Consider the following 24,623-nt stretch of genomic DNA (forward strand, 5'->3'; position numbering starts at 1 on the left):
TGGGTTACGGAGGAGGGCGGGGCCGGTCAGCGGCCGATGCCGTAGACGCCTCGGGCGTCGTCACGGATGACCTTGCCGAGCTGGAGCTCGACGACCCTTCGCCGCATCGAGTCCACGATCGAATGGTCGTGGGTGGCCATCAGCACCGTCGTGCCGGTGCGGTTGATCCGCTCCAGCAGCAACATGATGTCCTGGCTGGTGTCGGGGTCCAGGTTCCCGGTCGGCTCGTCGGCGAGCAGCACGAGCGGGCGGTTCACGAACGCGCGGGCGATGGCGACGCGCTGCTGCTCACCACCGGAGAGTTCGTTGGGGAGACGGTCGGCCTTGCCGTCGAGGCCCACGAGTTCGAGCACCTCGGGCACGACCTTGCGGATCGTGGGGCGCGGCTTGCCGATGACTTCGAGCGCGAAGGCGACGTTCTCGGCGACGGTCTTGTTCGACAGCAGACGGAAGTCCTGGAACACGCAGCCGATGGTCTGCCGCAGCCGCGGCACCCGGCGACGGGCGAGCTTGGCGACGTCGAAGTTGGAGACCATGACGCGACCCTTGCTCGGCACCTCTTCGCGCAGCAGGAGACGCAGGAAGGTCGACTTCCCGGATCCCGAGGGACCGATCAGGAAGACGAACTCGCCTTTGTCGATCTCGACCGACACCCGCTCAAGCGCGGGACGGGTCGAGGTCTTGTAGACCTTGGAAACCTCTTCGAGCCGGATCACGGTTCGGCATACTACCCATGCCCGTCGTTAAGCCCGGGTAGCCCGGTACCGGCGGCCAAGCGAGCAAGGGACCTTTGCTGTCACTCTCTTTCGGAAAGTGGTAGCAAAGGTCCCTTGCTCTCTCACGCAGGGTTGTTACGCGGCTCCGGACTGCTTGCGCCAGCGGATGCCGGCCTCCAGGAAGCCGTCGATCTCACCGTCGAGCACGGACGACGGGTTGCCGACCTCGAACTCGGTCCGCAGGTCCTTGACCATCTGGTACGGGTGCAGCACGTAGGAGCGCATCTGGTTGCCCCAGCTGGAGCCGCCGTCCTTGAGCGCGTCCATCTCGGCGCGCTCCTCCTCCTTCTTCCGCTGCAGCAGCCGCGCCTGGAGGACCTTCATCGCGGCCGCCTTGTTCTGCAGCTGCGACTTCTCGTTCTGGCACGACACGACCACGCCGGTCGGGATATGCGTGATCCGCACCGCCGAGTCCGTCGTGTTCACGCTCTGCCCACCGGGCCCGGACGAGCGGTACACGTCGACGCGGATGTCCTTCTCGGGGATGTCGACGTGGTCGACCTCCTCGACCTCGGGCATCACCTCGACGTGCGCGAAGGAGGTCTGGCGACGGCTCTGGTTGTCGAACGGCGAGATGCGCACCAGCCGGTGCGTGCCCTGCTCGACCGAGAGCGTGCCGTAGACGTACGGGGCGCTCACCTTGAAGGTGGCGGACTTGATGCCCGCTTCTTCGGCGTAGGAGATGTCGTAGACGTCCGTCGGGTAGTTGTGGCGCTCCGCCCACCGCAGGTACATCCGGAGCAGCATCTCGGCCCAGTCGGCGGCGTCCACGCCGCCCGCTTCGGACCGGATGGTGACCACGGCGTTCCGCGGGTCGTATTCACCCGACAGCAGGGTGCGGACCTCGAGCCCGTCGATGTCCTTGGTGAGCGCCGTGAGCTCGGACTCGGACTCGGCCACGCTGGCGGAGTCGCCCTCGGCCTCGGCCAGTTCATAGAGGACGCCCAGGTCGTCGAGCCGCTGCCGCAGCTCGGAAATGCGTCGCAGCTCACTCTGCCGGTGGGACAACTGGCTGGTGACCTTCTGCGCCGCTTCGGGGTCGTCCCAGAGGTTCGGGCTGGATGCCTGTTCCTCCAGCTCGGCCACCTGGGCACGCAGCGCATCCAGGTCCATCACCGACTCGATCTGCGTCAGCTTGCCGGCCAGGTCCTTCAGTGCCGCATCGAACTCATCACTCACGTCGGCCAAGGTTACGGCAAAACCCACGACCGGTTGCGGGGAACCGGTCGTGGGCACCTGTCCGGGTCAGGACTGAGGGATGGAATCCAGCAGTTTCAGTGCGGCTTTGGCCTGCGCCTGAGCGAACTCGGCGACCGCCTTGGCGTACGGGCCGTCGGCGGCCTTGGTGGCGGCCTTGGCCTCGTCGAGCTGCTGCGTGTAGCTCGCGCGGGCCGATTCGAGCAGGGTCGAGCGCTGCTTCACCGTCAACGAACCGGCGTGCACGAGACGGAGGATCAGCGGGCTGCGGAGGTGGTCAGGACCGGCTTCGGAGGACAGCCACGTCTTGAACGCCTTCTTGCCCGCCGCGGTGATGAGGTACTGCTGGCTCGACCGCGGCCCCTGCTTGCCGAGGCGGACGAGGCCCTCCTTCGACAAGGCGGGGAGCTCCCGGTACACCTGGCTGCGAGTCACGCTGAAGAAGGCGCCGAAACGCTCACCCGCCCCCGCGACCAGTTGTCCGCCCGTGGCGGGACCGTCGTGGAGAAGACCGAGCAGTGCGGCGGCTGTTGCATTCAATTCGGACACGTCCTCTACGGTCCCACTTTTCGGAACCTGTGTCCACTGTGGTCAACACATCTGTCCATTGTGGCTAGTGATATGCGCTCATTCGGCCCAACGCACTACGCCTGTCCACAATGGACCGAGCACGCTACGCAACCGGCCTTCGCCACGGACAGCGGTACGCGTCCCCCGCCCCGACCAACAACAGGGAGTGATCGCCCCGGAGGGCGCACGGGCCACGAAACCGGAAAACGAAGAAGCGCGGATCTGCGATTTCCGCAGATCCGCGCTTCGTTTTCACAGTAGCGGGGACAGGATTTGAACCTGCGACCTCTGGGTTATGAGCCCAGCGAGCTACCGAGCTGCTCCACCCCGCGTCGTTGTGTTAATAGATTACACGGGGCCCAGACCGGGTTTCACGGGGGTGCCCTTAACTTCACAAAGGGCCTTTGACCTGCCTTTATGGCGCGACTTTGTCATCCAGCCAAGCGAAGACGCCGTTGAGCACCATGGTCAGCCCGTCGCCGAACCTGCCTTCGACGTCCTCGTCGAAGACCCACGGCGAGGGCGTCGCGTCGTAACGCGGATCCCGTTCGCCCGGAACCGGATAAACGGCCTGCTCTTCGATGGTGAAACCGATGACGAAGCTGTAGACGGTGAACAACGCCCGTCCGGCCAGGTGCGGTTCGAGCCCCGCGTCGACCCTGGCCTGCAGCGGATTGTCACCGAGCAGGCTGTCGTCGGTCAGGAAAGTCCCCGCGAAGACCTTCGCCCCGTCACGGTAAGCGAGCATCATCCGGCGCAAACTCCGCGCCGCCACCTCGAAGGACTCCCGTTCCCCCATACCTTCCGGCACCCGGCCCGGCATCGCGTCCGCGTACATCCGCGTCGCCATCTCGTCGAGCAGCTCCTGCTTGTTCTTCACATGCCAGTACAGCGCGGGCGCCTTGACGTCGAGTTCCTGGGCGATCAGGCGGAGCGTCAGCCCGTTGAGCCCGACGTCGTTGAGCAGCCGAAGCCCGGCGCGGACGATGTCCTGCCTGGTCAGACCCACTTTCATCCCTCTTTCCCGCAGAAGCGCCTTGACAATTTAACAATGTTAAGGGCACTCTGGGCGGCGGTCAATTTAACGTTGTTAAGGAGTGGTATGAACAACCTGGGGACGGATGTGGTCGTGGCGGGCGCGGGGCCGACGGGGCTGATGCTGGCCCACGAACTCGCGCTCGCCGGTGTCGATGTCGTGGTCCTGGAACGGCTTCACGAGCGCACAGGGCTGTCGAAGGCGCTGAACCTGCAGCCACGCACGGCGGAAGTCCTGGAGCTGCGCGGACTTCTGGGCGGAACCGCGGAACGTTCGTTCGCGACGGTGCGCGACGGACACTTCGCGATGATCCCGGTCAGCTACGACGGCTGGGACACTCGTTTCCCTTTCCAGCTGGGGATTCCGCAGGCACAGGTGGAGGAGTACCTGGAAGAACGGCTTGCCACACAGGGAACAAAGGTCATCCGGGGCGCCGAAGTAATCGATTTCGTACAGGACAAGGACTCCGTCTCTGTCCGGTACCGAACAGATGTTGGCGAGAACCGGCTGCGCGCGAAGTTCCTCGTCGGCTGCGACGGCTCTCGAAGTGTTGTTCGCAAAGGACTCGGCGTGGACTTTCCCGGAGTGGACGGTGAGGGTTTCGGCATGGTCGCGGACGTCCTGTTCGACAAAATCCCTGACGGCGCGCAAAAACAGTGGCGAACGATGCGGAACACCGGTGAGCCGGCCGGTGCGACCACGTTCAAGGGTTTGATTCCGTTGGGAGAACCGGGCCTCTACCGCTTCGTTTACGGCGACAGGGCCTCGCGGCCTGCGGACCTCCGGGCCGCCGTCTCCCACGACGAAGTCCGGCGGGCACTGCTGGACTCGTACGGCGCGACGGCGACGGAAATCCGGTGGGCGTCACAGTTCTCCGATGCGGCGCGGCAGGCGGAGCGCTATCGCGCCGGGCGGGTGCTGCTGGCGGGCGATGCCGCGCACATCCATTTCCCGGCAGGCGGCCAGGGGCTGAACCTGGGCGTGCAGGACGCGATGAATCTGGGCTGGAAGCTCGCCGCGACAGTGCGCGGCTGGGCGGGTGACGACCTGCTCGACACCTACGAGGCCGAGCGGCACCCCGTCGGCGCTCAAGTGCTGCACAACGTCGCCGCTCAGCTGGGGCTGACCCCGCGGTCCCACCAGTCTCGCGCGCTTCGCGCCGTTTTCGCCGATCTGGCCGAGCTGCCCGAGGTGAACAAGCACCTATAGGGCATGGTCTCCGGGCTCGGGATCCGCTACCCGACCTACGGGACTTCGCATCCCGCGCTCGGCTCGCGGCTGACCGACGAGGACGTCGCGACCGAAGACGGCCCGCTGCGCCCCAGCACGCTCTTCCGCGACGGGGGCTTCGTGCTCCTGACGACCACTCCGGCCCACGTCGAGGCCGCCCGGGCCCACGCCCGCTCGCCACGCCTGACCACCCAGCTGGTCACGTCCCTGCCGTGGCCCGCCACCGAAGCCGTCCTGTACCGGCCCGACGGCTATGCCTGCTGGACCGCCCCCACGTGGTAGCAAAGGTCCCCCGCTCCCCCGGCACCCAGGGCACCTAAGCGACCGACTCACCTCGGGGGTCCAGGGGGCGGAGCCCCTCCTGGCGGGGGTCCGGGGTTTGACCCCCGGAACAAATGCGAAGGAGGCCCGTGTCTGCGCTTTCCGCAGACACGGGCCTCCAACCTCTGTAGCGGGGACAGGATTTGAACCTGCGACCTCTGGGTTATGAGCCCAGCGAGCTACCGAGCTGCTCCACCCCGCGTCGTGACACCTACCTTACGCCTGCGTTTCGAGCAGGCGCAAAGCAGGTGCCCTTTAGGTAAGCGACGTCACCCTCCAGGCTGGCCGGAGGCCGGCGGCGCACCGGACGCCGGCGGGTTCGCTGGTGGGTTGGCCGGCGGGTTGGCCTTCGCCGCCTCGTAGGCCTTCGAAGCGGCTTCGAGGCGGCCAGGGCGGCACCCTGGTCGGCGTAGTTGCCGGACTGCTGGGCGGCGCGGAACTTGACCCAGGCGTCGTGCATGTCGCCTGCGGCCTTGTCGAGCGCCGGGTTACCGCTGGCAGGCGGCTGCGGCGTCGTGGTGCCCGGGGCGGCGGGGTCGTCCCCGGCGTGCCGCCGGTCTGCGGCGGGGTGACCCCGGAACCCGTGCCGGGTCCGAAGACCTGATCCAGGGCCTCGTTGAGCGTCGGCGCGAAACCGATCTTGGTGCCGTAAGAGACCAGGACCCGGGCCAGCTGCGGATAGCTCAGCTGGTTCCGCTGCCGGATGTAGACCGGTTCCACGTAGAGGAAGCCGTTGGCGACCGGCAGGGTGATCAGGTTTCCGTACGTGACCGTGACGTTCGGGTTGTTGAACAGGGTCCGGTCCTGCGCGACCCGTGGGTCACTTTGGAATCTGTTCTGGACCTGGACGGGACCGTCCACCTGGGTGGAGCCGCTGGCGCCTGTCGGCAGTCTCAGGACACGCATCTTCCCGTAGTCCTCGGGATCCGAGGACACCGACATCCAGGCCGCCAGGTATTGCCGTTGGAGACCGGTCAGTGAACTGGTGAGCTGGAACCGCGACTTGGTGTCTCCCGGCGCGGTGGCCAGGACGTAGTAGCCGGGCTGGTTCGCGACACCGGAGGCGGACGCGTTCACGCCGCCTTCCTGCGTCGGGTCCTGCGGAACGCTCCAGAAGGCCTGCTGCGCGTAGAACTCCGCCGGGTTGTTCACGTGGTACTTCGACAGGAGTTCCCGCTGCACCTTGAAGAGATCTTCGGGGTAGCGGAAGTGCGACCGCAGGTCCGGCGAGATCTCACTGCTCGGCTTGACCAGTCCCGGGAAGACGTTCTTCCAGGCATTGAGCACCGGCTCGTTGTCCTCGACCCCGTACAGGGTCACGGTGCCGTCGAACGCGTCGACGGTGGCCTTGACCGAGTTGCGGATGTAGTTGAGCGAGGAGTTCGCCTGGCGGGTGGTGCCGCTGAGCGAGTCGTTGGTCGCCTGGCCGAGCTGGGTCTGCTGGGCGTACGGGAAGTTGTTCATCGTGGTGTAGCCGTCGACGATCCAGATGATCTTGCCGTTGACGACCGCCGGATACGGGTCACCGTCGAGGGTCAGCCACGGGGCGACCTTGGCGACGCGATCCCGCGGTTCGCGGTTGAACATGATCTTGGATCCGTCGCCGATGGCGTCGGAGAAGAGGATGTTCCGCTCGCCGTACTCGGCGGCGAAGACGAGCCGGTTGAACCAGTTGTCGATCGGCACGCCGCCGGAGCCCTTGTAGATGTAGCCGCGGTCGACGGCGGTGTCGTACTCGCCGGGCGCCTGCCCGGCCTTGCCGCCGACGATCGCGTACGCGGCGTCGGTCGCCAGCTCGCCGTAGTAGATGCGGGGTTCGTCCACCTTGATACCCGGCTTGCTCGGGTCGGTCGAGCCGGCGCCGGCCGGGTTCTGGGTGTCGCTGGTGGTGGCGATCGGGTAACCGCCGTCGGAGTTGGCGTCCTTCAGAGCACGGTCGATCGTGTTGGCCGGAGCGGCGACGAAGCCGTTTCCGTGCGTGTACACGAGGTGCTTGTTGATCCAGTTCGTCTGGTTGCCGGTGAGACCTTCGGTCTTGATCTCCTTGGCCGCGACGATGTAGTCCTGCGTGACCCCGTTCAGGGTGTAGCGGTCGATGTCCAGCTTCGACGGGAAGCCGTAGAAGTTCTCACGGCCGACGCGCTGGGTGAAGGTGTCGCTGAGGATGTTCGGGTCGAGGAGCCGGATGTTCGGGACCGTCCCCTTGTCCGCCTTGATCTCCGCGGAGGTCGCCTCGGACTTCCCGGTGTAGTCCTTGTACTCGACGTTGGTCAGGCCGAACGCCTGACGGGTCGCGTCCATGTTGCGCTGGATGGACGCGGATTCCTTCTCGTTCGCGTTGGGACGCACCGAGAACTGGTCGAGCACGGCGGGCCACGCGACGCCGACGAGCACGTTCGACAGGATCAGCAGCACCAGCGCGATCGCGGGCAGCTGCAGGTTGCGCAGGAACGCGCCGGCGAAGAACGCGACGGCACAGATCACCGAGATGCACAGAAGGATCAGCTTCGCGGGCAGGACCGCGTTCAGGTCGGTGTAGGTCGCACCGATGAAGAGCGGCGCCCCCTGTCGGAGAGCAGCAGGTTGTAGCGATCGAAGAAGTACTCGACCGCCTTCAGCAGCACGAAGATGCCGATGGTGATGGCGAGCTGGGCACGGGTCGGGCCGGCGAGCTGGCCGCCCTTACCCGCGAGCCGGATGCCGCCGAAGATGTAGTGCGCGATCAGCGCGCCGAAGAACGCGATGACGACGGAGATGAACAGCCAGCCCAGGAGCCAGTTGTAGAACGGCAGGTCGAAGGCGTAGAAGCCGACGTCGTTGCCGAACTCGGGATCGGTCTGCCCGAATCGCGTGCCGTTCAGGAACAGCTGCACGACCTGCCAGTCGCTCTGCGCGGACGCGCCGGCGATGAGCCCGGTGAGCACCGGGATGCCGATGCCGAAAAGGCGGATCCGGCCGACGATCGCCGACCGATAGCGCGCGAGCGGATCGTCGTTGCCGGAGATCGGCACGAAGACGGGCCTCGACCGGTACGCGATCATCAAACTGATCGCGAGCGATCCACCCACCAGGAGCCCGACGGCGAAGAACAAGACGACACGGGTGATCAACACCGTGCTGAAGACCGTCCGGGCGCCGACCTCGCCGAACCACAACCAGTCGACATAGGTGTCCAGCAGTCTCGCGCCCAGCAGCAGGGCCAGGATGACTACGGCGGCGATGATGAGCAGGATCCGGCTGCGCCGGGACAGCTTCGGCAGGCTCACGGGGGGCCGAGTGGCCACTGCACACGCTCCTGGTTTGGTGAACTTTTCGCAGGGGCGCGCGTACCGCGTGCGGCCCCTGATGCTCTAACTCTACGGATGCCGTCGGAAGTTCCCGGAACCCGCCCAAACCGGACTCGGGACGCCGCTCTCCCGGCCGCCTGGAACGATGTGCCAATGGCACCGAGTGAGCAGCAGGGCGTGGCCGGCCTGGCCCGCGAAGTCGAGGAGTTCGTCGCCTCCGGAGGATGGGACCAGCCGCCGCAGCTGTTCGCGCTGGTCCCGACCGCAGCGCTGCTGGACGAGCAGCCCGAACTGGCCGGACAGCTCGATCCGTCGGCCCCGCTGACGCCGGTCGCGCAGGAGTCGCTGCCGGAGGGTGACCTGGGAGAAGCGCTGGCGCAGATCGCCTGGCCCGATCTGGTCCTGGGCTGCGCGCTCGCGCAGGAGATCATCGTGCTGCCGCCGGACGCCGAAGCCGAGCTTCCCGTCGTGCCCGAGACCGATGCCGAACGCCTGCGCCAAGCGGCGGCCGACCACCCGCGCCGGACCGAAGCCCGGCTCGTCGCGGCCGTCCTGCGGGATGGCGCCGGAGCATGCGTCATGCGGCTTCGCGGCGCCGGGAAGGCTGAAGAACCCGGCGACGTCCCTGTCGACGAGATCATCGAGAACCCGGAGCTGGCCCCCAACCTGCTGGAAGCCCTGAAGGCGACCCTGCTCCCCTGACCAGCGAAAAGAGAGCAAGGGACCTTTGCTACTACCCGGCCCAAGACGCACCGCCGGGCGATAGCAAAGGTCCCTTGCTCTCGTCAGTCAGATCCGCGGGGTGGTAGCAAAGGTCCCTTGCTCCCCCGGCGGTCAGCAGGAGGCGGTGGGCCGTCCCGCCTTGAGGTTCTCGAGCTGCGCGATCGCCTCGTCCAGCGTGGAAACCTTGATCAGGTTCAGGCCTTCGGGCGCGGCGGTCTTCGCCTCGGCGCAGTTGTGCGCGGGCACCAGGAAGTCGGTGGCGCCTGCCTCGCGGGCGCCGACCACCTTGAACGAGATGCCGCCGATCGCTCCGACGACGCCCTTCTCCGAGATCTCGCCCGTTCCGGCGATGTGCCTGCCACCGGCGAGGTCGCCGGGCTCCATCTTGTCGACGATCGCGAGCGCGAACATCAGTCCCGCCGACGGACCGCCGACGTCCTGCAGCGAGATCTTCACGTCGAAGGGAACGTCGGCGCGGTCCACCGCGGTCAGGCCCATGAAGCCTTCCGGCCCGTCGGGCCGCTGCGCGAGCGTGAGCGGCACGGTGCGTTCGGCCTGCCCGTCGGACTTGAAGGTGATCTGGACGGTCTGCCCGGGCTTCGTCCCGTTCAGGGCGGCCCGCACGTCGGTCGCTTCCTTGACCGTCGACCCGTTGACCACCAGAAGCCGGTCCCCCGGGGCGAGCACCTTGTCCGCGGGGCTGCCGGAGACGATCGTTTTCGCGAGCACCTTCACCGGGAACTTGCGGCGCAGCGCGGCGACCTGAGCTGCGGTCTGCGAGTCCTGCAGCTGCTGGATGTTCTCCTGGCGGACCTGCTCGTTGGTCTCACCCGGCTTGAAATACTCCTCGCGCGGCGCCAGGGCGTACCGGCCGCTCGCCCAGAGTCCGAGCGCGTTGAACAGTGTGATGCCGCCATCGCGCAGGGAGACCGTCGTCATCCGCAGCTCGCCGGAGGTCTGGAAGATCTCGTGCCCGTTGACCTGGATCACGGACTGCCCGGCGGCGTCCTTGCCGAGGGTGTCGTAGGTCGGGCCGGGGCTGATCGCCACATACGGCACCGGGATGAAGAACCCGACCAGGGCGAAGACGACGAACAACCCGCCGCTGACCAGCAGCGTCCAGCCGCGCCGGGTCAGCCGCCGTTCGGAGCGGTCCTGGTCACCCGCCGAACCCGAACGGCTCCGCGCTCCTGTGGTCTCCTCCGAGGGCTCTGTCACGCGTGACAGCGTACGGTGACTGTGTTCGCTTCTCGGTGAAGGCCACGCTCATCACTCCACTTGACGAGCTGTGAATCCCGGGACCCGCGTACGGTGGTGCCATGAGCAAACCCCCGTTCGGCTTCGGACCGCCCGATCCCGACAAACGAGGCGAGAACGAGCCGTCGGACTCCGGCGGCCAGCCCTCCGGCGCCGAGGCCTTCAATCAGCTCGGTCAGATGCTCAGCCAGCTGGGCCAGATGCTCAGCCAGGCCGGCAGCTCGACCGGGCCGGTCAACTACGACCTGGCGAAACAGATCGCGTTGCAGAATCTCAGCGGCAGCGAGAGCGGAGACGTCAAGCTCGGCTTTTCGTCATCCAGCGGCGGCGACTCGAGCACGGCCGTCCGTGACGCCGCCCACCTGGCCGAGCTGTGGCTCGACGCCGCGACGATCCTGCCCGCCGGAGCCACCTCGACCGTCGCATGGTCCGCGCGCACCTGGGTCGAGAAGACCCTGCCGACCTGGCAGCGCCTCTGCGACCCCGTCGCCCAGCAGGTTTCGGGCGCGTGGGTCCAGGCCCTGCCCGAGGAGGCCAAGCAGGCCGCCGGTCCACTGCTCTCGATGATGGGGCAGATGGGCGGGATGGCCTTCGGCTCCCAGCTCGGCAACGCCTTGGCTCAGTTGGCTTCCGAAGTGCTCACCTCCACCGAGGTCGGCCTTCCGCTGGGCCCCGCGGCCACCTCCGCGCTGCTGCCGGCGAACATCGAGAAGTTCACCGAGGGCCTGGAGCTGCCGACCAGCGAGGTGCTGGTCTTCATCGCCGCACGAGAGGCCGCCCACCAGCGGCTGTTCGCCCACGTGCCTTGGCTGCGGCAGCGACTGCTGGCCACGGTCGAGGAGTTCGCGAACGGCATCTCCGTCGACACTTCGGCGCTGGAACAGCTCGCGGGCCGGATCGACCCGTCGAACCCGGCCAGCATCGAAGAGGCCATGTCCTCCGGCCTGCTCGAACCGCAGACCTCGCCCGAGCAGAAGGCGGCGCTGAACCGTCTGGAGACCCTGCTCGCGCTGGTCGAAGGCTGGGTCGACGTCGTGGTCGCCGAGGCCATCGGCGACCGGCTTCCGGGCGCGGACGCGCTCCGGGAGACGCTGCGCCGCCGCCGGGCCACCGGTGGCCCGGCCGAGCAGACCTTCGCCACCCTGGTCGGGCTTGAGCTCCGGCCGAGGCGGATGCGGGCGGCCTCCTCGTTGTGGAAGCTCGTCGGCGACCAGCACGGCATCGAGAAGCGGGACGGCCTCTGGTCCCACCCCGACCTGATGCCGACCGCCGAGGACCTCGACGAACCGCTCGACTTCTCCGAGCGCCTCGGCGATGGCGAGTCGACGCTCGAAGGCATCGACCCGATCGCCGAGATCGAACGCACCGAGCGCGAGAAGAACAAGCCCAAGGGCGACGAAGACGAGAGCTGAGGCACGTCAGTCCTCCGCCGCGATGCCCCAACCGGCGGCGGAGGACAAACCCTCCAGGTAGCCGATGGCGCGCTCGGTCTTGGGATAACGGCGAACGAGCTCCCAGAACGCCGCGTTGTGCCCTGGTTCCTTCAAATGCGCGAGTTCGTGCACGAGGACGTAGTCCAGCACCCATCCCGGCACCCGGCGCAGACGATCACTGACCCTGATCGTCGCGTCGACCGGCGTGCAGGACGCCCACCTCGTCCTCATCGGCGGTACCCAGCGAACGCTCGCGGGTATCGCCTTTCCGTCCAGATACTTCGCCGAGAGCACGGCGCAGCGCGCCAGCAGCGCCTCGTCGGAGGCCTTCGGCGGCGCGGCCTGCCGCGGGCCCTTGCGCAGCAGCTTGCGCTGCATCTCGGCAACCCAGTGCTTCTCCTCGGCCCGGGTCATCCGGGCAGGGATCAGCACGACGAGGGTGTCCTCGTCCCAGTACGCGGTGACGGTCCGGTGACGGCGTTGGCTACGCCGTACCTCGACCTTGTGTTCGGGAGTGTCCGACGGATTCGTCGTGTCCCGACCCCTCAATGAGGGCGTCCGTGCTTCGACCACTCGACCACGGTAAGGCCAGTCACCGACAACTCCGAGCGCCGAAAGGTCACAGCCTCCAGTTGTCCACAACGCGGCCAACCTGTGGATAACTCGCGTTCTTTCGGCCGATGGGGCGGTGGATGAGTGCGATCCTGCGATCATGAACCTGCGCGAACCGGATCTGCGATCGATCATCCTGCCCGCCTTCCCGGCCCTGCTTCCCGGCCTGGCCGTGCTGGAACGGGGAAACGGTGAGATCCAGATCGGCCTCGATCCCGCCCACGCCGTGGTCGTCACCGGAGTCGCCACCGAGGTGGCCACGGCACTCCGCGAACTGGACGGAAACCGGGCCGCGGACGACATCGTGCTCGCGCAGAGCGAACACGACGAACAGCTGCGGGACCTGATGACGGACCTGACGGCCAGAGGGCTCGTGACCGACGCGGGGCAATCCGACGGGCATCCGAGACCGAGAGCGGAAACAGGGCTCTGGTCGCTTCGCGCCCGCCACCATCAGGCCGCCATGACGGCGCGCCGCAAGCGCACCGCGGTGGCGATCCACGGCGACGGCAGGCTGGCCGCGGCCATCGCCGTCCTGCTCGCCAAAGGCGGCGTCGGTCATATCGACGTCCGGGCATCGGGCCTGGTCGGCGAAGGCGACCTGGGCTCGGGCTACACCGAAGCCGAAATCGGCATGCCACGCCGCGACGCGCTGGCCCAGGTGGTGCGCCGCGCCGCGGCGGACATCGCGACCACCAGGCTCTACTCGGACCGGCGCCCGGAACTCGTCCTGCTCACCGACGCCGTCGTACCGGCTCCCGAAGTGGTCGAGGAGCTCGTCCGTGACGGCGTCAACCACCTGCCGGTACGCGTCCGGGACGGGGTCGGCATCGTCGGGCCGCTGGTGGTGCCCGGCCGGAGCAGTTGCCTGCGCTGCGCCGACCTGCACCGGGCAGGCCGGGACGACTCCTGGCCGAGGGTGGCGAGCCAGCTCGCGGGACACGTGCAACAGCCGGACCTCGGCGCCGTCCAGGCGTGCGCCGCATTGGCCACCGCACAGGCGCTCCGGCTTCTCTCCCCAGGCGACCAGGCTCCGCCCGCCTGGAACGCAACGCTGGAGATCGACTTCTTCGACGGCACGATCCGGCACCGCGACTGGCCGCCGCACACCGGATGCGGATGCGGCGCCCGGTGATACGGCGAGCGACGTAGCCCACACACACTCCCTCAACAGGCTGCGCGGGCGGAGTGAATCAAGGCAGAATCGCGAAGGTGACCGACTCCCGCAACGCCGAGGACCGTGACGCCGCCATCCCCCGCAACGGGGCCGCGCGAACGGCGAAGCTGGCCAGCATCCCCCTCGGCATAGCGGGACGGGCGGTCGGCGGCTGGGGCAGGCGGCTGACCGGGCAAAGCGCCGAAGAGGTCAACGCGACACTGTCCGCGAAGGCGGCGGAGCAGCTTTTCGAGGTCCTCGGCACGCTCAAGGGCGGCGCCATGAAGTTCGGCCAGGCGCTGAGCGTCTTCGAGGCCGCGGTGCCGGACGAGATGGCGAAGCCCTATCGCGAGGCCCTGACGAAGCTTCAGGCGGCCGCGCCACCCATGCCCACCCGGCAGACCCATCGGGTCCTCGCCGAGCAGCTGGGGCGCACCTGGCAGCAGCGGTTCGCGGCCTTCGACGACGAGCCCGCCGCGTCCGCGAGCATCGGCCAGGTCCACCGCGCGACCTGGCACGACGGGCGCGAGGTCGCCGTCAAGGTCCAATACCCCGGAGCCGACGACGCCTTGCGGAGCGACCTCCGGCAGCTCCAGCGTTTCAGCAGGTTGTTCCAGGCTTTCGTGCCGGGAACCGAGGTGAAGCCGCTCCTGGCGGAACTCGCCGAGCGGATGAACGAAGAGCTCGATTACCAGGCAGAAGCCCAGAACCAGCGTGATTTCGTGAAGGCGTTCGAAGGCGTCCCCGGGTTCCTGATCCCCCGCGTGGTCGCCAGCGCGCCGAAGGTCGTCGTCACGGAGTGGGCCACCGGCACCCCGCTCTCGAAGATCATCGCCGGCGGTGACAAGGAGACACGGGACCGCGCCGGCCGTCTGCTCACCGAGTTCCATTACTCGTCGCCGGAACGCGCCCGGCTCCTGCATTCGGATCCGCATCCCGGCAACTTCATGCTGACCGCCGACGGCAGGCTGTGCGTCATCGACTTCGGCGGGGTGTCCCGGCTGCCCGAGGGGATCCCGCAGCACCTCGGTGAAATGACCAGGCTGGCGCTCGACGGCGAGTCCGCGAAGCTCATGCGGCTGCTTCGTGAGTCCGGTTTCATCCGGGCCGACGCGGATCTGCGGGCCGACGACGTACTCGCGTACCTGGCACCGTTCACCGAGCCGCTGGCGGGCGACACGTTCCATTTCACCCGCCGCTGGATGCAACGACAGGCGGGCCGGGTCGGCGATACCCGCGGCCGGGACTTCCGGATCGGCCGTTCCCTCAACCTGCCGCCCGAGTACCTCATGATCCACCGGGTGACCGCCGGATCCACCGGCATCCTCTGCCAGCTGGACGCGGAGATCCCCGCCCGCGCGATCGTCGAACGGTGGCAGCCGGGCTTCGCGGCCTGAGAAGTTATCCACAGGGAACGGTGCGACTGAGCCAAAAACGGGGTCGAGCGGGCAAGTTGTCCACATGTTCGCGGAAGCGGTTCCACCCGGTCGGCCCAGCGGTCATCCTCGATTCATGACCACTACACGAAGCGCCCGACTCATGGCGCTCAGTAACACCAGCGAATCCGGGATCATCACCAGCCGCGAGCTGCGGAAGGCGGGCGTCACCGCGCGCTACGCCGCGAAGCTCTGTGGTCCGGGCGGTCCCTGGCGAAGGCTGATGCCGGGCGTGATCCTGTTGCGCGACACCGCGCCCACCCGGCTTCAGCTGTTGCAGGCCGCTGTCGCACGGTTCGGGCCGGACGTGGTGGTGACGGGTGCCGACGCGCTACGCGCCCGAGGCGTCGACTGTTCGGTGACGCGGGAGGTCCATCTCCTCGTCCCCGATTACCGGCGCGTTCCGGCGGAGCCCGGCATGCTGCCGCGAAGAACCACACGGATGCCGCCGCCGACCGTGATCGACGGTGTTCCGTTCGCCCCACCGGCCAGGGCCGCGCTCGATCTGGCCCGGCTGGAGCTCGACCCTTCGCGAATAGACGCGCTGATCGCGCTACCGCTGTATTGGGGTCTGTGCACACTCGAGGAGCTGAGCGTGGAGCTCGATTCCGGCAACCGCCGGGGCTCAGCAGCGGTCCGAGCGGCCTTGCGGCGCGTCGATCCCGAGGAGACATACGCGCATGGGCTGGCGAAGAAGGTCCTCGATGGCTGTCCGCTGCCCTCACCGTCGTGGAACACGACGCTCTGTGACCGACGAGGGCGGCCCATCGGCACCGCCGATGCCTGGTGGGACGACATCGGCATGGCATGGCAGTTCCGTGCCCCGAAGCAGGGCGCCGCGAATTTCCATCCGCTGGCGTTGACCGCGACCGGGACCGTGCTGGTGCGCTGCACCATCGACCAGATGCGGAAGGTTCCGATGGAAGTCGCTGCAGAGCTGGTCAGGGCGTTCGCCGAAGCGGCGCGGACACCGCGGCCGAAGGTCCGCACGATCGGGCGGATCGATGCCGCCTGAGCGGTTCACCAGTACTCGTCCGGCAGCTTTCCCTCGATGTCGCGGGTATGGCGCCGAGCGCAGGCGGGGCACATCCAGCGCACGACGTTCTTCTCACGGGTGGAAACCCAGGCGAGCGTCTGCGCCGGCTCCTCGTCGACGCCACGGATCCGGCCGCACAGCGAGCAACCGACCGGGTCGGTCATGGCCGGCGTCCGCAATGAATCGTCTTCGCTCCTTGCAGGAACAGGTCCTGGCGCGCGCCGAGGAAAGCAGGGTTCGCCGGATCCACCAGCGCGGCCACAGTCTCGTGGTCCTCATCGGTGAGGCGGTCGCCTGCCACTTCGTTCAACCAGGTCACCCGCTCGACGATGAACTCCTGCAGCAGTTCGGGCCCGGGCGCCGGATGGTGGATGAGCACGCCGAAGGAATCGACGTCGGCGAGGCCGGCTCGCCGCAACGCGATATTCCAGCCGTAGGGCATGGAAACGGAGCCGGGGATTCCTGCCCGCATCTCGGCGAACCACTCGCCGCGCGCGGCGAGCAGCCTCGCCTCGAGCCCGGGCCTGCCGATGCCGAGATCCCAAGGAAGACAGGTGAAGTCCAGACCGCCCTCGGAGATGGCGACCAGCCCTCCGGGGCGGGCGAACCGGGCGAGAGTGTCGATGGCCGCCTGCTGATCAGGCAGGTGATGAACCACGCGGGAAGCCCAGACCAGATCGGCGGGCGGAAGCTTGGCGGCCAACCCGTCATCGGCCACGTCCGCGTGGATCGTCTCGACGGTGGCCCTGTCATCCGCGGCCGCCCGGACGACGCGGTGCGCCTCGGCAAGCAGCTGCTCCGTCGCGTCGACCAGCACGACCTTGGCTCCGGCGGAAGCGAGCTCCTCGGCGAAGAGCACGCTCATCCCACCGGCGCCGCAGCCGACGTCGAGGATGGTCGGGCCATCCGGCATACCCTTCAGCAGCCGTCGAGCCGCCTCGCGCATCGGCTCGGCGTCGAGTGCCTCAGCCATGCGAAGCGACCGAAGCCGATCAGCCCAGTCGATGTCGTCGTGCGTGTGTACGGCCATTCCCCCAGTGAACACCAAGCCGAGCCGCGCCACGCCCCAAAAGGGAGCGGGGGACCTTTGCTACCACCATGCGGTAGCAAAGGTCCCCCGCTCCCCCGAGTGGTCAAGCCTGATGGCGCTCGGCTCGCCGGGCCGCCCAGCGGGCGACCTTGGTCCACCTGCGTGCGGCGCGTGGGCCGCTTCGAGCCCGCTGCGCGCGGACTCCCTCCTCGAGGTCTCGTATTCGGGCCCTGGACAGTTCTTCATAAAGCAACATTTCGCTGGTCTCCTCGACCTTGATCTCGTTCAATTCGGTCGGCGCGTGAGTTCCCGTCAGCGCCTCGTAATCCCTGGTGGTGATGAGTTCGACGGTCATGCCGCTGCGCTCCGCTCGACCTTGCGCGCAACGGGGCGAGCCTCGGCGGCGGGCTCGACGACCGGGTTCTTCCGGGGACGGCCACGGGGCCGCTTCCGCGCGACGACAACGCCACGCTCGAAGATTTCGCCACCCCAGACACCCCACGGCTCACGCCGCGAAAGGGCGCCCGCGAGGCAAGCGGAACGGACCGGGCAGTCCGCGCAGAAGGCCTTCGCCCGCTCGAGCTCTGCCGGCGACTCGGCGAACCAGAGGTCCGCGTCGCCCGAACGGCAGGGAAGCATCGACTCAGGCGAGTCGATGGCGTCGAGCAGGTCGACGACTCCGGCGTCGGCGAAAGGCAGAGCCTCCCCCGGCGCGAAAGCTATGGCCGATGACATAAGTGCACTCCTCTGTCCCGTAACGGATTTCGTACTCACGGTGGAACTGGACAACGCTGAACCCCAATTAGGTTGTGCAGCCAACTTGTTTGTGCAGCAAAAACACGAAGGCCGCGGATCCGGTAACCCGGTTCCGCGGCCTTCGTGAGCCTCTGGTCCTGACTAGGTCAGGAACTTCGCTCCCGTATGGACAACGGAACACGGAACTGCTTGATGACCGGCAGATCGACGCCACCGTTCTCGTACGCTCCACCGAAGGCGGCAGCGTGCGAGAAGGTTTCGTCAGCGGCGATCCGGCCAAGGTCGAAACGCTGGGTGCCGCGGGCGGCGAGGATGCTCACGGGCACAAAGGTGCCCTGGCGCTGAGCCTGCGGGACTTCCGCGACGCAGGACAGACGGGTGCCAGGGTTCGTGAGCATCATGTTGATCGTCATTTCACCGGCACCACCTTTCTCTGTCGCGCGCGAGCCGCCCTGCGGTCTACGCTGTGTTGTAGATGTTCTTCCCCAGTCCGGGCTCTTCCCGCCCGGTACCTGCAGGTTATTGCCCCCGGCCGCACCGGGGCAACTTATTTTCCAGAAAATCCGTCGAAGTTGCGAAGATCGGCTCTGAGCAGCGGGTTCGCCGCGTGGATCATGCCTGGAACGCGGTCAAGACTCCACCGAGGCTCGAACGACGTCGAGAACCTCCGCTCCGAAGCGTTCGAGCTTCGTCGCGCCGATCCCGGAGATGGCGCACAACGCCGTGTCGTCGGTCGGCCGCTGCTCGGCGATGGCGACCAGCGTCGCGTCCGTGAAAACGACGAACGCCGGCACCTTGAGCTCGCGCGAGCGTTCCCCACGCCAGGACTTCAGCTTCTCGAGCAGCTGCTCATCCACGTTGGACGGGCAACGGGAGCAGCGGCCCAGCTTGATGTCGAGCGTCTCCGGCAACGGCCCGCCGCACACCCGGCACCGGGCCTTGTTGCCGGACTGCTTCGGCTGCTGAGAGCGGGCGACCCTCGCCGCAGGATGGTCTTCGGGGATGAGGCCGTAGAGGAAGCGGCTGCGGCGTCGATTGCGACGGTTTCCCGACGTCCTGGCCAAGGCCCACGAGAGCGAGAGGTGCTCTCGCGCCCGAGTGACGCCGACGTAGAAGAGACGGCGCTCTTCTTCGATGGCCGCGTCATCGCCGTCGGCATGGAGGATCGGCATGGTCCCCTCGGCGAGCCCCACGAGGAACACAGCGTCCCATTCGAGCCCCTTCGCCGCGTGAAGCGAGGCCAGGGTGATGCCCTCCACCGTCGGCGGGTGCTGCGCAGTCGCCCGCTGCTCGAGCTCCGCAACGAAACGCGGCAGATCCGCGTCGTCGACGGTGGAAGCCAGCTCCTCCGCCAACTCGACGATCGAGAGAAGCGCATCCCAACGCTCTTTCGCCGCGCCGCCGGCGGGCGGCTGGTCTGTGAGCCCTACCTTCGCGAGTACGGAGCGGACCCTGGTCACCAGCTCGCCGGTGTCTGCGTCGGTCGACGCCATCCGCAACGCGGACATGGCCTGCCGGACCTCCGCCCTGGCGAAGAACCGCTCACCGCCGCGGACCAGGTACGGGATGCCCAACTCGGCCAGAGCCTGCTCGTACGCCTCCGACTGGGCGTTGACGCGGTAGAGCACCGCGATCTCGCTGGCCGCCACTCCACCGTCGAGCAGGTCGCGGATCCTGCGGGCGACGGCCGCGGCCTCGGCGGTCTCGTCGTCGTATTCGGCGAACCGCGGGCTCGGCCCGGAAGGACGTTGGCCGATCAGTTTCAACCTCGAGCCCGCAGGACGGCCGCGCGCGGCGCCGATCACTTGGTTGGCGAGGGCCACGACCTCTGGAGTCGACCGGTAGTCCCGCTCGAGCCTCACGACCGTCGCCTCGGGAAACCTCCGTGTGAACTCCAGCAGCGGCCGGGGAGAAGCACCACCGAACGAATAGATGGTCTGGTTGGCGTCGCCGACGACGGTCAGGTCGTCGCGTCCGCCGAGCCAGGCGTCGAGCAACCGCTGCTGCAGCGGGGTGACGTCCTGATACTCGTCGACGACGAAGCAGCGGTAGCGCTCGCGGAACTCCTGGGCCACCACCGTGTGCTCTTCGAGGACCGCCGTGGTGTGCAGGAGCAGGTCGTCGAAGTCGAGCACCTGCGCGGCGTTCTTGACCTTCTCGTAGTTGCGGTAGACCTCCGCGACCTGCGACGCGGGAGCCGGTGTGTCCCGCTGCATACGCGCGGCGACCGCCGGATAGTCGTCCGGTGACACCAAAGAGGCCTTGCTCCACTCGATCTCGCTGGCGAGGTCGCGCAAGAGCTCCGTCTCGGTGCCGAGGCCGGCCTTGTTGGCGGCTTGGCTGATGTAGCGGAACTTGTTTTCGAGGAGCTCCCACGGCCGGTCCCCGACCACCTGTGGCCAGAAGTAGCGAAGCTGGCGGCGGGCGGCGGCGTGGAAGGTGAGCGCCTGGGCGGCGTCGACACCCAGCCCCCGGAGACGCGTGCGCATCTCCCCCGCGGCGCGAGTCGTGAAAGTGACCGCGAGAACCTGACCAGCGGCGACGTGCCCGGAACGGACCAGGTGGGCGATGCGGTGGGTGATCGTCCGCGTCTTGCCGGTCCCCGCGCCCGCGAGGACGCAGACCGGCCCCCTCGGCGCACAGGCGGCGGCGCGCTGCTCGGGATCGAGCCCATCGAGCAGGCCTGGACGACTCTTCGGGGACGATGCGCTAACCACGCCCCGATCCTCGCAGAGGGCCCGACGGGATCGGCGCAGGGCACGCGGCCGTATCCTGGTCACATGGCGGGAAAGCAGGACAAGGAAGCAGCGAAGCTGGCCAAGAAGGAGAAGCGCGCCGCGAGCAAGGCTCGCCGCGGGCAGATCTTCGAGGCCTTCAAGATGCAGCGCAAGGAAGACAAGGCGCTCATCCCGTGGATGGTCGGATCGCTCCTGGTCATCACCGGTGTCGTGTTCGGCATCGGGTTCATCTTCGACGTCCACTGGGTCGTGCTGCCGCTGGGCATTCTGCTCGGCGCGCTCGCCGCTGTGATCATCTTCGGCAGGCGGGTACAGAAGACCGTGTACTCGAAGGCCGACGGGCAGCCTGGCGCCGCGGCCTGGGCACTCGAGAACATGCGAGGCCGCTGGAAGGTGACGCCGACCGTGGCGGCCACGACCCAGCTCGACGCCGTGCACCGGGTGCTCGGCGGCCCGGGTGTCGTGCTCGTCGCCGAAGGGGCGCCGCACCGCGTGAAGTCCCTGCTCGCGCAGGAGAAGAAGCGTGTGTCCCGCTTGATCGGTGAAACTCCGATCTACAACGTCATCATCGGAAACGAAGAGCAGCAGGTGCCGCTGAAGAAGCTTCAGGGCTACCTGATGAAGCTTCCCCGCAACCTCAAGCCTGCCCAGGTCGACGCGCTGGAAGCGAAGCTGGCCGCCCTCGGCAGCCGCGGTGCCGCCATGCCCAAGGGGCCGATGCCCGCCGGCGCGAAGATGCGCAACGTCCAGCGCACCATCCGCCGACGCTGACCAAACGAGAATCAGGGGTCCTTTGCTACCGCTAGGTGGTAGCAAAGGACCCTTAATTCATCTTCGGGCGAAAAACTGTCGGTGGGTGGTCGCATGATCACTGTGTGGACAGAACTTCGAGCGCCAGGCAGAAGGTGCTGGCAGCGATGTTCCCGGACGGCGTGGCCGCCCGGGCGAAACTTGTCGCCCTGGGGTACTCACACTCCTCGATCTCTCGGTATTGCCGAGAAGGCGGGCCGTGGAGACGTCCTATACCCGGCGTGATCCTCCTGACCAACACCACACCGACCAAGCGTCAGCTCTTGAAGGTCGCACTGACTCACGCGGGCCCCGAGGCGATGCTCACCGGCGTACAGGCCGCCAGGTTGTACGGAGTGCGAAGACTCCCGCCGGAAAGACGCGCGCACACCTTGATTCCCCACCGGAGCAAAGTGGCCACCTGGGGATTCGCCGTCGTAGAACGAACGATCCATCTACCGGAACCAGTGGAAATCGACGGGCTACCCGTCGCACCACTCGCCCGGGCCCTGATCGACGCGGCGCGACGTATGGACGAACTCAAGTCGGTGCGGGCGATGATCCACGACGCGGTCCATCGCGGGCTTTGCACGCCGGAGGAACTTCGAGTCGAGCTTGCCCAGGCCAGCACGATCGGCTCGGCACTCCCTCGAATCGTCGTCAACGCCCTCCAAGACGGGGTCGACTCCGCCGTCGAGCAGTGGCTGGAGTCCGTACTCGAGCGCAGCGGCTTGCCCAGGCCCACGCGGAGGGTAGAGCTGCGGACTTCGGATGGAGCGGTGGTCGGCGTCGCCGACGCCTGGTGGTCGCAGGTCGGCGTCGCATTGCAGGTCCGCTACGACCAGGTCGCTCTCGAACCGGACAGGTCGCCCAAGGTGACGGCGCTGGTCGCACCAGGCCTCATCGTCGTCCAGGTAGGCCCGGCACAGCTGCGTGACGAACCACTGGTGGTGATCCAGGATCTGCGAGCGGCGCACCGCCGCGCTCGGCAACGCCCGCCTCCGGACATCGGGAGCGTTCCTGCAACACCGGCTGCCTGACCACGCCCGGTCCGGCAGCGACATCTCCGGCGAGAGCAAAGGTCCCTTGCTCCCCACCAAGGTCATCGCATGCGGATCACGACGGTCCCGGTCAGCCGGTCGAGCCAGCTTCGGCCATCGATGTTGCGGATCGCGGCCGGAATGATCACGAAGGTCAGCGCCGTCCGCACGACCGCACGCCACACCCCGACCATTTGCGCGCCGTCAAGCCTGGCGACGCGGATTCCGACCACTGCCATACCGGGTGTGAAGCCGAAGAAGGCGGCGGGAATGACCGTGATCGCCGCCCAGACGCCGACCGACCAGAGGTTGAAGGTCTGCATGACAGCCGGGTCCTGAAGGCTGGGTGTCACGAAGAGGGTCGTGACCAGCGAGGCGAGAACCAAATCGATGATCAGCCCGAGGAGGCGCGCGCCGCCGCCCGCTACCGAGCCGACACCCGATTGGGGCAAGCCGAGTCGCTCGCCACGCCACCGCTGCGTACCCTCGCCACCGGCAGTCGTCTCGTCACCGGCTCCGGGCAGCCATTCTCCGGTCCATCTCGCCACCCATCCAGGGTATGCCGGTGGCGCGGGCCACATTCGCCCTGGTCGACTACCCGATATCGCCGCCCCGTTAACACCGGCGAAACATACGGGTGACGGTCGGGCAACACCGCGCTCTTAGCGTGAGCCGAAGAGAGTACTGCCGCCGGCAACGAACGAGAAGGAGTCACCGAGGGTGCCCACTACTCCAGACGACATTCAGCGCCTTATCGCCGACGAGAACGTAGAGGTCGTCGACGTCAGGTTCTGCGACCTGCCCGGCGTTATGCAGCACTTCACCGTTCCGGCGAAGGCGTTCAACGAAGAAGCCTACGAAGAAGGCCTGGCCTTCGACGGCTCCTCGGTGCGTGGTTTCCAGTCGATCCACGAATCCGACATGCTGCTCCTCCCGGACCCCGAAACTGCGCGTATCGACCCGTTCCGCAAGGCGAAGACGCTCTCGCTGAACTTCTTCGTGCACGACCCGTTCACCCGTGAGGCGTACAGCCGCGACCCGCGCAACATCGCGCGTAAGGCTGAGCAGTACATCTCCGAGTACGGCGTCGCCGACAACGTGTTCTTCGGCCCGGAGGCCGAGTTCTACATCTTCGACTCGATCCGGTTCGACTCGGCCGAGCACGCCTCGTTCCACGAGATCGACTCCGTCGAGGGTTGGTGGAACACCGGTGCCGACGTGCCCGGCGGCAACCAGGGTTACAAGACGAAATTCAAGGGCGGCTACTTCCCGGTCCCGCCGGTCGACCACTTCGCCGACCTGCGCGACGAGATCGTCCGCAACCTGCAGGGCTCCGGCTTTGAGATCGAGCGCGCGCACCACGAGGTGGGCACCGCCGGCCAGACCGAGATCAACTACAAGTTCAACACGCTGCTGCACGCTGCGGATGACCTGCAGCTGTTCAAGTACATCGTGAAGAACACCGTGTTCGCCGCCGGCAAGACCGCGACCTTCATGCCGAAGCCGCTCGCCGGCGACAACGGCTCGGGCATGCACTGCCACCAGTCGCTGTGGAAGGACGGCACGCCGCTGTTCCACGACGAGTCGGGATACGCGGGTCTGTCCGACACCGCCCGCCACTACATCGGCGGCCTGCTCAAGCACGCGCCGAGCCTGCTGGCCTTCACCAACCCGACCGTCAACTCGTACCACCGGCTCGTGCCGGGCTTCGAGGCCCCGGTCAGCCTGGTGTACTCGCAGCGGAACCGGTCGGCTTGTGTCCGTATCCCGATCACGGGCAACAACCCGAAGGCCAAGCGCGCCGAGTTCCGGTGCCCGGACTCGTCCGGTAACCCGTACCTCGCGTTCTCGGCGATGATGATGGCCGGTCTCGACGGCATCAAGAACAAGATCGAGCCGCCGGAGCCCATCGACAAGGACCTCTACGAGCTTCCGCCCGAGGAGGCCCAGAACGTCAAGCTCGTTCCTGGCGACCTCGGCGCGGTCCTCGACACGCTGGAAGCGGACCACGACTACCTGCTCGAGGGTGGCGTGTTCACTCCCGACGTGATCGACACGTGGATCTCCTACAAGCGTGAGAACGAGATCGACCCGCTGCGGCTGCGCCCGCACCCGTACGAGTTCTCGCTGTACTACGACGTGTGATCGTGCGGTAAGCAACACCAAGAGCACGCCGGTGGTGAGGTGCGGAAGCGCCCTC

The 24,623-nt window shown here is 67.4% G+C and carries 23 protein-coding genes, 2 tRNA genes and 1 pseudogene; 10 read left to right on the forward strand and 16 right to left on the reverse strand.

The annotated features are described in order from the left end of the window. Positions 1 to 26 precede the first annotated feature (26 nt). From ftsE to MJQ72_RS35185, 5 genes are all read right to left on the reverse strand, one after another. Entirely contained in the window at positions 27 to 716 is a 690-nt protein-coding gene (gene ftsE / locus MJQ72_RS35165) for a cell division ATP-binding protein FtsE (RefSeq protein ID WP_005168409.1), read from the reverse strand. A 135-nt stretch (positions 717 to 851) separates the two neighbouring features. Next, positions 852 to 1,955: a peptide chain release factor 2 gene (gene prfB / locus MJQ72_RS35170; RefSeq protein WP_037345950.1), complete on the reverse strand. Its 1,104-nt coding sequence runs from the start codon at positions 1,953 to 1,955 to the stop codon at positions 852 to 854. A 66-nt stretch (positions 1,956 to 2,021) separates the two neighbouring features. After that, entirely contained in the window at positions 2,022 to 2,522 is a 501-nt protein-coding gene (locus MJQ72_RS35175) for a PadR family transcriptional regulator (protein ID WP_039920095.1), read from the reverse strand. A gap of 279 nt (positions 2,523 to 2,801) precedes the next feature. Beyond that, positions 2,802 to 2,875 (reverse strand) — tRNA-Met (locus tag MJQ72_RS35180). An 83-nt stretch (positions 2,876 to 2,958) separates the two neighbouring features. Then, entirely contained in the window at positions 2,959 to 3,552 is a 594-nt protein-coding gene (locus tag MJQ72_RS35185; RefSeq protein ID WP_240601494.1) for a TetR/AcrR family transcriptional regulator C-terminal domain-containing protein, read from the reverse strand. Positions 3,553 to 3,594: 42 nt separating this feature from the next. Here MJQ72_RS35185 and MJQ72_RS35190 point away from each other — a divergent pair, with 42 nt between their 5' ends. Further along, positions 3,595 to 4,788 (forward strand): FAD-dependent monooxygenase, encoded by a 1,194-nt coding sequence (locus MJQ72_RS35190; RefSeq protein ID WP_240595381.1) that lies wholly within the window; start codon positions 3,595 to 3,597, stop codon positions 4,786 to 4,788. Between the two features lie 3 nt (positions 4,789 to 4,791). Beyond that, positions 4,792 to 5,091, forward strand: coding sequence for a hypothetical protein (locus tag MJQ72_RS35195; protein WP_240595382.1), 300 nt, complete (start codon positions 4,792 to 4,794; stop codon positions 5,089 to 5,091). A gap of 167 nt (positions 5,092 to 5,258) precedes the next feature. Here the strand turns inward: MJQ72_RS35195 and MJQ72_RS35200 are convergent. Next, positions 5,259 to 5,332: transfer RNA gene (locus MJQ72_RS35200), tRNA-Met, on the reverse strand. A gap of 67 nt (positions 5,333 to 5,399) precedes the next feature. Then, positions 5,400 to 8,396: pseudogene (locus MJQ72_RS35205) on the reverse strand (UPF0182 family protein). Between the two features lie 174 nt (positions 8,397 to 8,570). Between MJQ72_RS35205 and MJQ72_RS35210 the strand changes: the two are divergent. Further along, the gene (locus MJQ72_RS35210; RefSeq protein ID WP_240595383.1) at positions 8,571 to 9,119 is read left to right on the forward strand and encodes a PPA1309 family protein; all 549 of its coding nucleotides are present in this window, start codon (positions 8,571 to 8,573) and stop codon (positions 9,117 to 9,119) included. A 132-nt stretch (positions 9,120 to 9,251) separates the two neighbouring features. On the opposite strand, the gene MJQ72_RS35215 is transcribed toward MJQ72_RS35210, so the two are convergent. Continuing rightward, a complete protein-coding gene (locus MJQ72_RS35215; protein ID WP_396427021.1) occupies positions 9,252 to 10,256 on the reverse strand; it encodes a PDZ domain-containing protein in 1,005 nt (334 codons plus the stop codon). Between the two features lie 203 nt (positions 10,257 to 10,459). Between MJQ72_RS35215 and MJQ72_RS35220 the strand changes: the two genes are divergently transcribed. Continuing rightward, positions 10,460 to 11,809 (forward strand): zinc-dependent metalloprotease, encoded by a 1,350-nt coding sequence (locus MJQ72_RS35220; RefSeq protein WP_240595385.1) that lies wholly within the window; start codon positions 10,460 to 10,462, stop codon positions 11,807 to 11,809. A gap of 6 nt (positions 11,810 to 11,815) precedes the next feature. On the opposite strand, the gene MJQ72_RS35225 is transcribed toward MJQ72_RS35220, so the two are convergent. Then, the gene (locus MJQ72_RS35225) at positions 11,816 to 12,379 is read right to left on the reverse strand and encodes a M48 family metallopeptidase (RefSeq protein WP_016331633.1); all 564 of its coding nucleotides are present in this window, start codon (positions 12,377 to 12,379) and stop codon (positions 11,816 to 11,818) included. Between the two features lie 163 nt (positions 12,380 to 12,542). On the opposite strand from MJQ72_RS35225, the gene MJQ72_RS35230 reads away from it, so the two are divergent. From MJQ72_RS35230 to MJQ72_RS35240, 3 genes are all read left to right on the forward strand, one after another. Continuing rightward, positions 12,543 to 13,577, forward strand: a complete 1,035-nt coding sequence (locus tag MJQ72_RS35230; RefSeq protein ID WP_240595386.1) for a hypothetical protein — start codon at positions 12,543 to 12,545, stop codon at positions 13,575 to 13,577. A gap of 77 nt (positions 13,578 to 13,654) precedes the next feature. Beyond that, the gene (locus MJQ72_RS35235; RefSeq protein WP_240595387.1) at positions 13,655 to 14,995 is read left to right on the forward strand and encodes an AarF/ABC1/UbiB kinase family protein; all 1,341 of its coding nucleotides are present in this window, start codon (positions 13,655 to 13,657) and stop codon (positions 14,993 to 14,995) included. Between the two features lie 142 nt (positions 14,996 to 15,137). Beyond that, entirely contained in the window at positions 15,138 to 16,049 is a 912-nt protein-coding gene (locus MJQ72_RS35240; protein ID WP_240601496.1) for a hypothetical protein, read from the forward strand. 5 nt (positions 16,050 to 16,054) lie between these two features. Here MJQ72_RS35240 and MJQ72_RS35245 read toward each other — a convergent pair whose 3' ends face one another. The 6 genes from MJQ72_RS35245 to MJQ72_RS35270 form a co-directional block, all read right to left on the reverse strand. Continuing rightward, a complete protein-coding gene (locus MJQ72_RS35245; RefSeq protein WP_240595388.1) occupies positions 16,055 to 16,234 on the reverse strand; it encodes a hypothetical protein in 180 nt (59 codons plus the stop codon). Next, entirely contained in the window at positions 16,231 to 17,100 is an 870-nt protein-coding gene (locus MJQ72_RS35250; protein WP_240595389.1) for a class I SAM-dependent methyltransferase, read from the reverse strand. Before MJQ72_RS35250 ends, MJQ72_RS35245 begins: the two co-directional genes overlap by 4 nt. A gap of 103 nt (positions 17,101 to 17,203) precedes the next feature. Further along, the gene (locus MJQ72_RS35255; protein ID WP_240595390.1) at positions 17,204 to 17,455 is read right to left on the reverse strand and encodes a hypothetical protein; all 252 of its coding nucleotides are present in this window, start codon (positions 17,453 to 17,455) and stop codon (positions 17,204 to 17,206) included. After that, the gene (locus MJQ72_RS35260) at positions 17,452 to 17,835 is read right to left on the reverse strand and encodes a WhiB family transcriptional regulator (RefSeq protein WP_007033873.1); all 384 of its coding nucleotides are present in this window, start codon (positions 17,833 to 17,835) and stop codon (positions 17,452 to 17,454) included. Before MJQ72_RS35260 ends, MJQ72_RS35255 begins: the two co-directional genes overlap by 4 nt. Positions 17,836 to 18,002: 167 nt before the next feature. After that, a complete protein-coding gene (locus tag MJQ72_RS35265; RefSeq protein ID WP_240595391.1) occupies positions 18,003 to 18,269 on the reverse strand; it encodes a hypothetical protein in 267 nt (88 codons plus the stop codon). Between the two features lie 216 nt (positions 18,270 to 18,485). After that, entirely contained in the window at positions 18,486 to 20,573 is a 2,088-nt protein-coding gene (locus MJQ72_RS35270) for an ATP-dependent DNA helicase UvrD2 (RefSeq protein ID WP_240595392.1), read from the reverse strand. A gap of 63 nt (positions 20,574 to 20,636) precedes the next feature. On the opposite strand from MJQ72_RS35270, the gene MJQ72_RS35275 reads away from it, so the two are divergent. After that, positions 20,637 to 21,365 carry a DUF4191 domain-containing protein gene (locus MJQ72_RS35275; RefSeq protein WP_016331624.1) on the forward strand — a complete coding sequence of 243 codons (729 nt, stop codon included), beginning with the start codon at positions 20,637 to 20,639 and terminating at the stop codon, positions 21,363 to 21,365. Positions 21,366 to 21,913: 548 nt separating this feature from the next. After that, entirely contained in the window at positions 21,914 to 22,423 is a 510-nt protein-coding gene (locus MJQ72_RS35280; protein WP_240595393.1) for a hypothetical protein, read from the forward strand. A 62-nt stretch (positions 22,424 to 22,485) separates the two neighbouring features. On the opposite strand, the gene MJQ72_RS35285 is transcribed toward MJQ72_RS35280, so the two are convergent. Beyond that, positions 22,486 to 22,971, reverse strand: a complete 486-nt coding sequence (locus MJQ72_RS35285) for an RDD family protein (protein WP_240595394.1) — start codon at positions 22,969 to 22,971, stop codon at positions 22,486 to 22,488. Positions 22,972 to 23,143: 172 nt separating this feature from the next. Here MJQ72_RS35285 and glnA point away from each other — a divergent pair, with 172 nt between their 5' ends. Further along, the gene (gene glnA, locus MJQ72_RS35290; protein WP_005167524.1) at positions 23,144 to 24,568 is read left to right on the forward strand and encodes a type I glutamate--ammonia ligase; all 1,425 of its coding nucleotides are present in this window, start codon (positions 23,144 to 23,146) and stop codon (positions 24,566 to 24,568) included. Positions 24,569 to 24,623: the final 55 nt, after the last annotated feature.

The sequence above is a fragment of the Amycolatopsis sp. EV170708-02-1 genome, assembly GCF_022479115.1.
Classification (GTDB): domain Bacteria; phylum Actinomycetota; class Actinomycetes; order Mycobacteriales; family Pseudonocardiaceae; genus Amycolatopsis.

Coding starts and splice junctions, on each gene's coding strand:
- MJQ72_RS35190 (WP_240595381.1), top strand. CDS start 3,595: ATGTTAAGGGCACTCTGGGCGGCGGTCAATTTAACGTTGTTAAGGAGT.
- MJQ72_RS35195 (WP_240595382.1), top strand. CDS start 4,792: ATGGTCTCCGGGCTCGGGATCCGCTACCCGACCTACGGGACTTCGCAT.
- MJQ72_RS35210 (WP_240595383.1), top strand. CDS start 8,571: ATGGCACCGAGTGAGCAGCAGGGCGTGGCCGGCCTGGCCCGCGAAGTC.
- MJQ72_RS35220 (WP_240595385.1), top strand. CDS start 10,460: ATGAGCAAACCCCCGTTCGGCTTCGGACCGCCCGATCCCGACAAACGA.
- MJQ72_RS35230 (WP_240595386.1), top strand. CDS start 12,543: ATGAACCTGCGCGAACCGGATCTGCGATCGATCATCCTGCCCGCCTTC.
- MJQ72_RS35240 (WP_240601496.1), top strand. CDS start 15,138: ATGGCGCTCAGTAACACCAGCGAATCCGGGATCATCACCAGCCGCGAG.
- MJQ72_RS35245 (WP_240595388.1), bottom strand. CDS start 16,234: ATGACCGACCCGGTCGGTTGCTCGCTGTGCGGCCGGATCCGTGGCGTC.
- MJQ72_RS35250 (WP_240595389.1), bottom strand. CDS start 17,100: ATGGCCGTACACACGCACGACGACATCGACTGGGCTGATCGGCTTCGG.
- MJQ72_RS35255 (WP_240595390.1), bottom strand. CDS start 17,455: ATGACCGTCGAACTCATCACCACCAGGGATTACGAGGCGCTGACGGGA.
- MJQ72_RS35260 (WP_007033873.1), bottom strand. CDS start 17,835: ATGTCATCGGCCATAGCTTTCGCGCCGGGGGAGGCTCTGCCTTTCGCC.
- MJQ72_RS35265 (WP_240595391.1), bottom strand. CDS start 18,269: ATGACGATCAACATGATGCTCACGAACCCTGGCACCCGTCTGTCCTGC.
- MJQ72_RS35275 (WP_016331624.1), top strand. CDS start 20,637: ATGGCGGGAAAGCAGGACAAGGAAGCAGCGAAGCTGGCCAAGAAGGAG.
- MJQ72_RS35280 (WP_240595393.1), top strand. CDS start 21,914: ATGGACGAACTCAAGTCGGTGCGGGCGATGATCCACGACGCGGTCCAT.